A 12,546-nucleotide genomic window follows, 5' to 3' on the forward strand; every position below is an offset into this window, starting at 1 on the left:
GTGCAAACATATCAAAATTAGCTGATATTTTTTTAGTTTAACTAAGAAAATTATTTCCTACATTTGATTGATAATCTTTGCTTTTAGTCAAGAAATATAAAACTTTTAACAGATGCATTTGTCCTTTAAAAACCTGTTCTTCACGATTGCCTCCGTTTTTGGCATTTTTGCGATTTTAATTTTGGCTAAACCAGTGCTTATCCCTTTGGCTTTTGCCTTTTTGGTGGCGTTTATTCTTTTTCCGGTATGTCAGAAATTTGAAGCCTGGGGAGCGAATAAAATATTCGCTGCATTTCTCTCCATGTTGTCCTTGTTTTTGATCATTGCGGGAGGCCTTTTTCTTTTCTCGACCCAAATCATTGACCTCTCGGAGAATCTGACCGAGTTTAAGGAAAAAATTCTGGAGATATTCACAGATCTCACCTTGTTTATCAATCAAAACTTTTCTTTTGTCCCCGAGCTCGAAAGGGGCGAATTATTGGAAAAAATTAAAAGCGGGTTAAGTAATTCTGTGGGAACACTTGTTGGTCAGACCTTTAGTGGTACAGCTGCCTTTTTTACCGGACTGATCACTTCCATCGTCTTTACGTTTCTTATTTTAATATACAGAGATGGTTTGGTTAATGCTTTGGTACAATTTTTCCCGGAGAACCATCAAGATAAAGCCCATAAGATGTTTAAATCTGTGCAACAGGTTGGTCAGCAATACCTTTTTGGGATGTTCATAATTGTTCTTGTCCTAGGATTTACGAATAGTATCGGACTTTTGATTATTGGCATTGACAATCCCTTCTTATTTGGTTTTTTAGCGGCCATTCTGGCCATTATTCCGTACGCCGGAACACTGATAGGGGCTGCTATTCCTGTTCTCTATGCATTTATGTCCTATGATTCTCTATGGATGCCCATATCTATTGCTCTTTTCTTTTGGGTTGTCCAGTTTTTTGAAAGTAATTTATTGACCCCAAAGATTGTTGGGGGAAATTTGAAAGTGAATGCTTTTACCTCCATTTTAAGTATTATTGTTGGTGCTTCGGTATGGGGAGTTGCCGGAATGATTTTGTTTTTACCCTTTTCTGCCATGTTGAAAGTCGTTTGCCAGGAGTACATTGAGCTTAAGCCTCTTGCTCTGTTGATTGGCGAAAAAAACTACACCGATTCTGAAAAAGACGACAAGCCTGGCCTACTCAAAAAATGGGGCGAAAAAATCAAAGGCTGGTTTTAGTCTTTTATCCGCCACTTTCTACTTTTCTGTCAAATTATACCATTTTTGTTTTAGTTGGATGCAACCTTCCTGAAAAGCAGGTGTCTTTTACCTAAAAGCATTGATCCTTGTCGCCAATACAACTTGACATACACAAAGATATAGTTGAAAAAGCCCGAACCGGGAATTCGAAGGCCCAGCGTGAGCTATACCATTTGTATGGGCGATCGATGTATAATATCTGTTGCAGAATGATGAACAATAGTGCCGAGGCCGAGGATATGTTGCAAGAAGTTTTTATAGAGGCCTTTACCCGCCTGGATAGCTTTCGGTTTGAATCAACCATTGGTGCATGGCTCAAACGCATTACCATTAACAAGTGCATCAATGAGCTCAGAAAACGTAAAGTGGAACTGGATTATGGCAGCATCAACCCCAATGTTATGGTGGAAGAAGAACAGGAAGAAGATGACGTTGAGGTGGCCCTTTCGGTGGACCGGATTAAACATGCCATGGGGCTGTTGCCCGATGGATACAGAGTGGTGTTTTCATTGTACATGTTAGAGGGGTACGACCATGAAGAAATTTCCAGAATCCTTAATATCAGTGAGTCTACCTCTAAAACGCAACTCTTAAGGGGCAAGAAAAAAATAATTGAAATTTTAAAAGCCGGTGAAATTCAAACTCCCGGGAAAAATTAATAATATGGGCAAGCACAATTCATTCGATGATTTTATCAAGCGCAACAGGGAGGCATTCGATAGCCAGATGCCTTCCGATCAGCTGTGGGATAGAATTGCCTCTGAGGTAAATGTTTCCCAGTCGGGCAAGCGCCAGTTATGGTTCAACCATGCCAGGCGCTATGCGGCCGTCGCCCTGGTCTTTTTATCTGTTGCAGCAGGGCTGCACATGGTTTTCTTTTCATCTGTTGAGGGCGAAGACCTGCAGGCCTCATTGGTCAGTAAAGAAATTAATGATGTTACTTATTTCTATGAGACCGAGATAGAAAGAAAAAGAGAACGCGTAATGGCCTTAACGGCTGAAATACCTGCCATAGAGCAGGAAATAGAAATGGATTTTGAAGCCCTGGACTTGGCACTTAAGGAACTCAAGGCCGATTTGAACGATGATGTGGCCAATTCAGAAGTGCTCACAGCCATGATACAGAATTACCGGTTGAAACTTCAAATTCTGGAACAAATACTGGAATTTGTTGAACCAACTTCAACAGATAATAATACGGAAGATGAGAATGATACATTTAGTTTGTAGAGTCATAATCCATGCCTTGTGCTTTAAATGGACGGGCCTTCAACAGCGACATGCCTGTTTTAGGTTGGTACTGTTTAACAAGGTGATTTATATGGGCAGGGTTTTTTCGCCCTTTGTTATCAGTACGTTCTTACTATTGGTGGGTTTTTCAGGTGGAATGTCTGCCCAAATGTATGAAGATACCTGGCAGTCTGTTAAGACCTACCCGGCCCAGCCGGGCATTAATCTGGCAGTTAATAATAAGTATGGTTCTGTTTTGGTCACCATCTGGGATCGCGACTCGGTGAAAATTGAGGTGACCAGAAAAATTTTTGAGAAAAGCCGGGACCGTTTAAACACGCTGCGTGATAATATTGATATTGACTATCAGGTTTTTTCAAACGGCCTTTCTGTTGAAACAGTATTTGGTAGTCGGCATTCTTCTTTGGTTCGTGATTTACGGGAGATGGCCAACCTGTCGTTGTCCGACTCCCGGTCAAGAATTGACTATAAAATATACCTGCCTGCCCATGCCAACCTCAAAATAACAAATAAATATGGCAATGTTGTACTACCATCCATGGATGGCAAAGTGAATGTGGATTTATCCAATGGCGATTTTCAGGCGCGTGATCTTAATGGAGAAGTAAATCTTACCCTGGCCTTTGGCAAGGCCATCCTTGGCCATCTTAAGAAGGGAGTTGTATCGCTGAATTTCGTTGATTTTAGCGGTGAGCACATGGAGCAGTTGCAATTGGAGGGGCGGTCGTCAGAGATAAAAATCCAATCGGTGGATGTTTTGGATTTGACATCGCGACGTGATAAGGTTGAAGTGGCCAAGGCGGGCTCTGTGGTTGCCGACGGTTATTTTTCTTCTTTGAAATTTCTGGAAGTAGAAAGGCAGGCCAGTTTAAAGCTGACCTACGGTGAATTAACGCATATGGTGCTCACTCATACGATTCAACAATGTGACATTGTCAGTCAAACCTGCAATGTGAATTTGACACTCTTAAACCCCTTGCCCTACCGGGCCAGGGTCAGGCAAACCCGGGGGAGCATTTCCTTACCAGCCAGTGTGCAAAAGGGAGAAACCACCTCCCAAATGCGCAATGATCTGGATTTCGAGACTTTCTTTTTCGGAAGGAAGGATGCGGCCAACAAGTTCAATATTAATATTTCTGATTCTGAACTGAAAATTAATCACCAATGATGCAACTTGCTTTTTGTTTTTGTGTCATTATTAAAACGAATTTCCAATGCGATTGATATTTTTTAAATACTCTGTTTTTTTCGTTCTTTTCTTGGTGGTTGGTACTGCCCGCTCTCAGGATTATGAAAAGGCCATCAAGGTGAAAGGGTTTTCAGGATTGGGGGTCAGCTACAAGCACCTAACGGGTTTTGAGAAAGGTTATGAAGTGGGGATTCATACCGCCGATGATTGGGAAAGTCTCTCCTTTCTGAGAATATTCCAACGACCCGCCTTTCCAAAAATTTCTGACAAGTGGTTTTTGTGCTACGGTTATGGTACCCATGTTTCTTTTTACCGTTCCTACTCTGTTTACAATCCTTTTAAGCCCTTTGATGCACCCCGGACCTACAACCGGACGTTTATTTCCCCGGGCTTTGACGGAGTGGTTGGTTTTGAATATCGAATGCTGAAGAACCCCTTTCTTATTTCGTTTGATATCAATGCCAATTTTGAGATTTTCGGACCTGATTATTTCAGGGTTAATGCCTACAATACAGTAGGCCTGGCTTATGTTTTTTGAGACAGCTTTTAAAAATTGCGCGCGATTAAAAGTTACCTATAGAGTTCAATTCGTTTAAATAATAATGTAAAAAAAATAAATGCAGATGAAAAAGCTATTAAGTATAATACTGCTGGGTTTGGTATTACTATCCGTTACGGCCCATGGTCAGGAGGCCGAAGATGAAAAGATGAGAACCGTGTTTGGAAGTCCCGATGTTACTTCTGTGGGTGGATATGGAGGGTTTGATATGGGTTATACGCAAGTGGACCAATTGGATGCTGTATATGTCGGCGCCAGAGCCATGGCCGTTATCAATCATTCCCTGGCTTTTGGATTGGGCGGAAAAGCGGTCATTTCAAGACCGGTGAATGATGTTCACCTCAACCATGAATATGAATTTGCCGGAGGTTATGGGGGCGTTTATATTGAGCCATTGTGGGTGCTTTTAACCCTGTTCACCTCTCCTTTCCCGTGTTGATTGGTGCGGGTGGTGTGGGCTACATCCGACACTGGGGCGAACGCGATGATTTTGATAATAATTGGGAGGTGGATGAAGACAGTTATGCCTTCTTTGTCTTTGAACCCGGCGTGGAAATTGAATTCAATGTCATTGAATGGATGCGATTTGCCCTTGTGGGCAGTTACCGCTTCACTTCTGATGTGAAACTCAATTATAAAAACAGTGTATTTGGAGAAACGGCCTACGGAGGAACCCCCATTGCATCCACCGATTTGATGAGGTCTTATAACGTGGGTGTGGTTGTTAAATTTGGTCTTTTCTAGTGGCAGGGCCATCTGCTGCTTACTATTTCTAAACCTTTTCTTACTGGCTATTGTTTCCGGACTGCTGGTCAATAGAAACCTTTTCTTAACAATATAAGTTGTTGAGGTGGTCCATATTTGTCTAAATTGTCCGACAGAAAATAAGTGTTAATATGCTTGTTAATAGTGTTTTATGCTTGTTAATAGTGCTTTGTGGTGTGTTGTGAGGCCAGTCAATAGCTGAATTTGAGGTTTAAATTTATTAAAAGAAGAAAAATGAATCGTGTATTATTATATGGCCTGTTTCTGTTGGCCATTTTGTTTGCCATAGAAGTAGTGGCAGAGGAACCGGAGGCGCCTGCCCGCCAACCAGTTGTCAGTGGTTACATCAAAGATGCCGAAACGGGTGAAGTATTGCTGGGGGCCACCGTATATGAAAAAGAAAGTGGTTTAGGAACGGCCTCCAACCTTTACGGTTTCTATAGCTTTTCCACCCCGGAAGGAGAGAAGACGCTGGTATTTAGTTTTATGGGGTATGTGTCTCAGGAGCACCGGATACGGGTGGAAGGTGATCATTCGCTAACGGTCAGTCTGGCCCCCAAGGTGGCCGAACTGAATGAAGTCAAAATTTACGGCAATAATTCGCACACCCGTCTGGATGATCCCATGATGGGGGTGCAGCGGATCCATGCCGATGTCATCAAACAAGTCCCCGCTCTAATGGGTGAAGTAGATGCCATCAAAGTGCTGCAACTGATGCCTGGTGTACAGGCAGCCAGTGAAGGGTCCAGCGGTTTTAGTGTGCGGGGCGGCAATCCCGACCAGAATTTGGTGTTGCTCGATGAGGCCATTGTTTACAATGCCGGACACCTCATGGGCTTTTTCTCCGTCTTTAATAACGATGCCATCCGGGATGTCAACCTTTACAAGGGTGACATCCCGGCACGCAGCGGTGGCCGTTTGGCTCCGTACTGGATGTGAGAATGAAGGACGGGAATTCTAAAAAACTATCGGCCACCGGTGGCATAGGTACCATATCTTCCCGGTTAACGCTCGAAGGACCTTTGGGATCAGAGAAGACCACCTTCATTCTGGCCGGCCGTCGCACTTATGCCGATATGTTTCTGCCGTTGTCCTCCGATGAAGCCGTGAAGGATAATAAACTCTATTTCTATGATTTTAACGCCAAGTTGAATCATACATTCAGCGACCGCGACCGGATTTTTGTGAGTGGTTATTTTGGACGGGATGTCTTTGACAATAATTCTTCACGGATGGATTTCGGGAACCGGACCCTGACAATGAGGTGGAACCACGTCTATTCGCCCCGCTTGTTTTCCAATATGACCTTTATCCACAGTAATTATAATTACCTTTTGGGCAACGAGAGTTCAGATGTGGAGGGCTTTGAGTGGAAAGCAGACATGCAGGATTTAAGTCTCAAGGCTGATTTTAACTACTACCTGAACCCGAACAATGAGATCACTTTTGGTGCCCAATCCATTTATCACAACATTGTTCCGGGGCATGCCAAAGGTACCGGCAGCTCCTCCATCTTTAATGAGCTTAAGATGCCGGCCAGCCACTCTCTGGAACATGCGCTTTATGCCGAAAACAAGCAAAAGATAAGTCCGCGACTCACCCTGCGATATGGTTTGCGCTGGTCTGTGTTTCAGAATATGGGCAAGGCCACTTCCTATGGATTCGACCAGGACTATGAAGTCACCGACACCATGAATTACGAGAAGGGCGAAGTGTATAACACGTATCAGGGGCTGGAGCCCCGACTGGGCATTACCTATATGCTCAATGATCAAACCAGTCTGAAAGCCAGCTATTCCCGCACCCGCCAATACATCCACCTGGCCAGTAATTCTACCGGAACTACGCCGTTGGATGTGTGGTTTCCTTCCTCGCCCAACGTGAAACCCCAAATATCCGATCAGATATCGGCCGGTATATTCCGTCATTTTTTGAACGATGCCTTTGATGTTGGGGTTGAGGTTTTTTACAAGGAGATGCAAAACTCCATCGATTTTAAAGACTATGCCGACCTACTGTTGAATGAATTGTTGGAAGGCGAGTTGCGCTTTGGGAAGTCCCAGGCCTATGGCGTGGAGTTTTTAACCCGTTTTGATTATGGTCGATGGAACGGATGGGTCGGTTACACCTGGAGTAAGTCTCAACGCAAGATGAGCGGTATCATTGAGGACGATTGGTACTTCTCGCCCTATGATCATCCCCACGATTGTTCTGTGGTGGTCAATCACAGAACCAGCCAGCGGGTTTCAATTTCTGCCAACTGGATCTATTACACGGGTTCTCCGGTTACCTTCGGTGGGACGATTCGAGAGCAGGGGAGACATTCTTCCCATTTATTCCAAACGAAATGCAGAGCGGATGCCCGATTACCATCGCCTGGATGTATCCCTGACACTTAAAGGGAAAAACCGGCCCGAGCGAAAATGGGAAAGTGAATGGGTCTTCTCGGTTTACAATGCCTATGGACGGAAAAATGCCTGGGCCATCAATTTTCAACAAGACGAGGATGATGCCTATAAAACCAAGGCCACCAAGCTTTATCTGTTTTCTGTGATTCCGGCTGTTACCTATAATTTTAAATTTTAAGGATATGCGTTTTTATAAATACTGCTCAGTTCTGTTGGTTGGCTGTTTGTGGCTGACTGCTTGTGAGGAAGACATTGAACTGTCACTGAATGGTGATCAGCCCCGACTGGTGGTGGATGGCGCCATCACCACCGATACCATGGCTCACAAGGTCAAATTATCTTTCGGGCAATTACTTCGACAATCAGCCATGCCCCGCGTAAGCGGGGCCGTGGTGACCTTGTCCGATGGGGACGACACCTTTGTTTTGCAGGAGTCGGATGATGCTCCGGGAGAATATCTCACGTCCGATTCCTTTTTCGGTCGCCAAAACACCCTCTATTCCCTGGAAATATCCAATGTGGATGTCAATGGAGATGGCCGGGAGGAAGTTTATACTTCTGAGAGCTATTTAAATCCGCTCATTGAAACGGATTCGGTATCTATCGGCTTTCATCGCATTTGGAAACTATGGCAAATCAATCTTCACGCCCATGACCCGGCCGGCGTTGAGAATTATTATCTGTTTAATCTATACATCAATGGGGAGCTGTACTCCGACCGTTATGGTAAAATGAGTTATACAGACGACCGCTTTTTTGATGGCAGCTTTGCCGACGGGGTGTGGATTTTTGCGCTCGACTCAGAAGATGATGAGGAGAATCTGGTTCCCGGAGATGTGGTGACACTGGAAACATGGATGGTTGAAAAAAGCTACTACGATTTTGTGAATGCAGCGGAGGAGGAAACCGGTGTTAAAACGCCCCTTTTCTCCGGACCTCCTGCCAATGTACCCAGCAATATCAGCAATGGGGCTTTGGGACAATTTGCGGCCTATGCCATTTCCCGGTATTCTGTCGTGAATGAATTTACGGCCGAAGAGATGCTTGAAATGGCCCAATAAGCGGCAAAAAGTATGATTTCGATAACAAATGGAAAGATGGGAACAAATGGATTTTTTAATGATTATTTAGGTTTGTTGTGTTAATAAATTCAAGCATACTAACCATTATTAAAAAATCGAACCATGAGAAAAATTTACCAAGCACTGCAAGTGTTCTTCCTCTTTTGTTTGTTGTCTGCTCTCAGCCTTTCAGCTGCCTATGCCCAGGTTGATGTTACCTTTCGGGTCAATATGGAGGGACAGGATGTTTCCAACGGCGTATGGATGACCGGAGAACTCAACGCCTGGGAATTTACCGCCTTAACACAGGAAGGAGAAACAGACGTTTATAGTGTTACGCTGTCGCTGGAAAGTGGCATGCAGTATATTTATTACTATAGACTCACGAATGATTGGGCTGGACCGCGCGAAGAAGTACCCGCCGAATGTGCCAATTCCATTGATCGTGTGGGAACTGAGGCTCCCTGGGAAGGAGATCGGTTGGTGATTGTACCCGCAGAAAGCACCACTTTGGATGTGGTATATTACAGCGGTTGTGCCGTTGATGGCGTAACAACCAGCGTGGTTAATCCGAAAGCAGATGAAGCGACAGGGATCAGCATCAGGGCCTACAACGATCAGGTTCAGGTTACCATTCAGGCGGATTTATTGTCAGGCAATAGTGCTGTCGTAGATGTAATGGATGTGAACGGACGGGTTCTGAATAGTTTGGAAACCAGAGAAACCGTGACTTCATTGAGTTCCCCGGGTAAAGGCATTTATTTTGTCAGGGTGCGTGTGGGAGATTGGATAGCTGTTGAAAAAATAATCCTTCTTTGATTCTGTTATGAGAAAAATCGACAAGGCATTGCAAGTGATTTTCCTGTTTGGTATGGCGTTGATCCTCAATCTTTCCGCTGCCCATGCACAGGTGGATATAACCTTTCGGGTCAATATGCAGGGACAGGATGTTTCCAGCGGTGTGTTTATTACAGGAGAGCTCAATGATTGGGCCTTTACGCCATTGACACAGGAAGGTGAAACCGATGTTTACCAGGTGACGCTGTCACTGACCAGTGGTGCTCAGTATATTTATTATTATAAACCGACTGCCGCCTGGGATAACCTTCGTGAAACAGTGCCTGTCGAGTGTGCCAATTCCCATGAAAAAGATGGTGGCTGGGAGGGTGATCGCATGATCACCGTGCCAGCCACTAACAAAATTCTTGACGTGGTTTATTATGGTGGTTGTTATGAGGCACCTATTGTGACCGAACCTGGAGAACCATCCTTTGATTATATTTTGGGTGTGGACTTGTCCTACATCAACCAGGTAGAAGATCATGGCGGGGTATATAAGGAAAATGATGTTCAGGCAGATCCCTATCAATTGATGGGCGACAAGGGAGCCAATCTTTCGCGGATACGACTGTGGCACAGTCCGGACTGGGTCAAAGATGTTTATGGTGCCTCTACTACTGTTTACAGTGGTTTTCAGGATGTTGCCCGTAGTATTGAACGGTCTCATAACGCCGGCATGCAGGTATTGCTGGATTTTCATTATTCTGATACCTGGGCCGATCCCGGGCACCAGGATGTGCCGGTCGCCTGGAGAAATATCACCAGTCTGGAAGTCTTATGTGATTCGGTTTATAATTATACCTATGCTACACTAAGCGACTTGCAAGCTTTGGGGCTTTTGCCGGAAATGGTGCAGATTGGCAATGAAACCAATCACGGGATGATGATCACCAACACGCCTGCAGGTTTTCCTTCACTTAATGTGCACAATGGCCAATGGGCCAGTTTTGGGAAGGTGGTCAATGCAGGCATCCAAGCCGTGCGGGATATTGAGGCGGAACACAATAAGGAAATTGTCGTGGCGCTTCATGTGGCGGATCCTAAGAATCTGGCTTCATGGACCGGGAATGTGATCAATCAGGGGAAGGTGACCGACTTTGAAATAATGGGATTCTCCTATTATCATATTTGGCATACCGATGTTTCTTTTGATGCTTTACCCGGATTGGTATCTAATGTGAAGCAGCAGTACAATAAGGAGATTGTAATTATGGAGACGGCCTACCCGTTTACCACTGGCTGGAACGATCATTACAACAATATTTACACAGAAAACCCGCTGGAAGGTTTTCCTTATACCGTTGAGGGACAAAAAGATTTTTTAACCACACTGAATCAAAACATATTGGATGCTGGCGGAATGGGCGTCATATACTGGGAGCCAGCCTGGATTTCTTCAAATATGGAAGATCTTTGGGGTGTTGGTTCCAGCTGGGAAAATTGTGCCTTCTTCGATTTTGATGGTAACCTCACCTCAGTAGTGGATTATTTTGATTTTGCCTCTGGCATCCCAAATAGTATTTCGCCTATAAGTGAGGTGGGTTCAAAAGATATCAGCATTAAGGGTTATAAGGATTATGTGAGCGTTGAGATAAAGCCTGAATTGTTATTGCGGGATACGGCAATAATGGAGCTATTAGATCTTAGTGGACGCACCATCAAAAGGCGACAAACCTCAGAAGCTAAAACTTATATTCAATCACCCCACAAAGGTCTGCATTTTGTCAGAGTGAGCGTCGCCAACCAAATGGTGATCGAAAAAATAATGATTTTGTAACATCCGGCTGTCCCGAATACTGTAGCTTTGTCCTTTAAAACAGTTGTTTAATATGCTTAAAAGGAAGCAATTCGGGAAGTTTTTTAAATGGGGCGTAACCATCAGCGCCTTTCAGAATGAAGGGGCTGCTTTTGAGGCTGGTAAATCGGCCTCCATCTGGGATATCTTTACATCGGATGTTCAAAATATAAATGATGGTCATTTGCCCGGTGAAACAGCCGGGTTTTACCATAACTATGAAGCCGATATTTTGCAGGCCCGCCAGATGGGCCTGGATGTCTTTCGGTTTTCCCTGGCCTGGTCGCGCATTCTGCCGAATGGAACGGGAACACCCAATCCCAAAGGACTGGACTTCTATAACCGGGTGATAGATGCCTGTGTGAAAAATAAGCTGGAGCCCTGGGTGACCATTTATCATTGGGGTTTACCGCAGGTTCTGGAGGATAGGGGCGGCTGGACCAATCGGGAGGTGGTTGATTGGTTTTTGCATTTTACCGATGTGGTGACCAGTGCTTTTGGTGACCGTGTGAAGCACTGGATTGTAATGAATGAGCCTATGTCATTTACAGGATTGGGTTATTTTACCGGCTATCATGCCCCTGGTCGCAATGGTATTGGTAATTTTATGAAAGCCGCACACCATCCACGCTTTGCATGGCAGAGGGGGGACGGATGGTTCGGCGAAATGTGGAAAATGCGGTAGTCGGTGTGGCTTTATCCTGCTCCTATGTGAAATCCACCAATCAATTGTTTTTTAATAAGCGGGCAGCCAAACGGGTGGAGGCCTTGCTCAATCGATTCTTTATTGAGCCACTTCTGGGGCTTGGTTACCCCACCGATATAATGCCGGCACTCAATATTATCAAATCCTGTTTTAAGCCCGGAGATGCTGAGCGTTTGCCGTTCGACTTTGACTTTATCGGTCTACAGTATTATTTTAGGGTGGTGGCCCGGTTCAGCTTGTTTCCTCCTGTTTTGTTTGCCACTGAGGTGCCGCCAAGCCAGAGAAAAAAGAAGCTGACCAGCATGGGACTGGACGCCTATCCAAAAGGGTTGTCGCATCTGCTGGATTTTTATATGGGCTACGATGGTATCAAACAGATTGTGCTCACGGAAAGTGGTGTTTGCTATACCGATTTTTTAAGAGGAGATAAGGTGAACGATGCGCTGCGAAAAAAGTACCATCAAAAAATGCTGAAACAGGTCAAAGGCGCCATACAAAGAGGCGTTCCGGTTACCGGGTATTTTGTGTGGACGCTGGTTGATAATTTCGAGTGGCGGGAAGGTTTTCAGCCCCGGTTTGGGTTGGTTTATAATGATTTTGAAACGCAAAAGCGCACCCTAAAGGCTTCTGGTGCCTGGTTCAGGGATTTTCTTACAGACAATGAGTAGCTGGTTATGACGACTAATGTCGAAAGTCATGCTCCATTTATCTAAAATGTTCCATTTT

General features: G+C 44.7%; 13 protein-coding genes and 1 pseudogene. All 14 read left to right on the forward strand.

The genetic code is table 11. The features are described 5' to 3' along the window. The first annotated feature begins 112 nt into the window (after positions 1-112). Positions 113-1,225, forward strand: a complete 1,113-nt coding sequence (locus tag JCM15548_RS02975; protein WP_062122384.1) for an AI-2E family transporter — start codon at positions 113-115, stop codon at positions 1,223-1,225. Between the two features lie 107 nt (positions 1,226-1,332). Beyond that, entirely contained in the window at positions 1,333-1,905 is a 573-nt protein-coding gene (locus JCM15548_RS02980) for an RNA polymerase sigma factor (RefSeq protein ID WP_062122385.1), read from the forward strand. Between the two features lie 4 nt (positions 1,906-1,909). After that, positions 1,910-2,476 carry a hypothetical protein gene (locus tag JCM15548_RS02985; protein WP_062122386.1) on the forward strand — a complete coding sequence of 189 codons (567 nt, stop codon included), beginning with the start codon at positions 1,910-1,912 and terminating at the stop codon, positions 2,474-2,476. Continuing rightward, entirely contained in the window at positions 2,457-3,665 is a 1,209-nt protein-coding gene (locus JCM15548_RS02990; RefSeq protein WP_157482369.1) for a hypothetical protein, read from the forward strand. The genes JCM15548_RS02985 and JCM15548_RS02990 overlap by 20 nt, the downstream gene beginning before the upstream one ends. A gap of 46 nt (positions 3,666-3,711) precedes the next feature. Continuing rightward, a complete protein-coding gene (locus JCM15548_RS02995) occupies positions 3,712-4,224 on the forward strand; it encodes a hypothetical protein (RefSeq protein WP_062122388.1) in 513 nt (170 codons plus the stop codon). Positions 4,225-4,309: 85 nt separating this feature from the next. Continuing rightward, entirely contained in the window at positions 4,310-4,684 is a 375-nt protein-coding gene (locus JCM15548_RS03000) for a hypothetical protein (RefSeq protein ID WP_157482371.1), read from the forward strand. Continuing rightward, positions 4,642-4,989 (forward strand): hypothetical protein, encoded by a 348-nt coding sequence (locus JCM15548_RS03005; protein WP_157482373.1) that lies wholly within the window; start codon positions 4,642-4,644, stop codon positions 4,987-4,989. The genes JCM15548_RS03000 and JCM15548_RS03005 overlap by 43 nt, the downstream gene beginning before the upstream one ends. 255 nt (positions 4,990-5,244) lie before the next feature. Beyond that, entirely contained in the window at positions 5,245-5,949 is a 705-nt protein-coding gene (locus JCM15548_RS21480) for a carboxypeptidase-like regulatory domain-containing protein (RefSeq protein WP_157482375.1), read from the forward strand. Between the two features lie 2 nt (positions 5,950-5,951). Next, positions 5,952-7,409: a TonB-dependent receptor plug domain-containing protein gene (locus JCM15548_RS21485; RefSeq protein ID WP_157482377.1), complete on the forward strand. Its 1,458-nt coding sequence runs from the start codon at positions 5,952-5,954 to the stop codon at positions 7,407-7,409. Beyond that, positions 7,369-7,596 carry a hypothetical protein gene (locus JCM15548_RS21490; protein WP_157482379.1) on the forward strand — a complete coding sequence of 76 codons (228 nt, stop codon included), beginning with the start codon at positions 7,369-7,371 and terminating at the stop codon, positions 7,594-7,596. Before JCM15548_RS21485 ends, JCM15548_RS21490 begins: the two co-directional genes overlap by 41 nt. Before the next feature lie 4 nt (positions 7,597-7,600). Next, positions 7,601-8,479 carry a DUF4249 domain-containing protein gene (locus JCM15548_RS03015; RefSeq protein WP_062122391.1) on the forward strand — a complete coding sequence of 293 codons (879 nt, stop codon included), beginning with the start codon at positions 7,601-7,603 and terminating at the stop codon, positions 8,477-8,479. 123 nt (positions 8,480-8,602) lie between these two features. Then, a complete protein-coding gene (locus JCM15548_RS03020) occupies positions 8,603-9,298 on the forward strand; it encodes a T9SS type A sorting domain-containing protein (RefSeq protein WP_062122392.1) in 696 nt (231 codons plus the stop codon). Between the two features lie 7 nt (positions 9,299-9,305). Beyond that, entirely contained in the window at positions 9,306-11,096 is a 1,791-nt protein-coding gene (locus JCM15548_RS03025) for a glycoside hydrolase family 53 protein (protein ID WP_062122393.1), read from the forward strand. Between the two features lie 52 nt (positions 11,097-11,148). Further along, positions 11,149-12,488 (forward strand): annotated as a pseudogene (locus JCM15548_RS03030) (glycoside hydrolase family 1 protein). Positions 12,489-12,546 lie beyond the last annotated feature (58 nt).

The organism is Geofilum rubicundum JCM 15548 (assembly GCF_000974365.1).
In the GTDB taxonomy this organism is placed as follows: Bacteria; Bacteroidota; Bacteroidia; order Bacteroidales; family Marinilabiliaceae; genus Geofilum; species Geofilum rubicundum.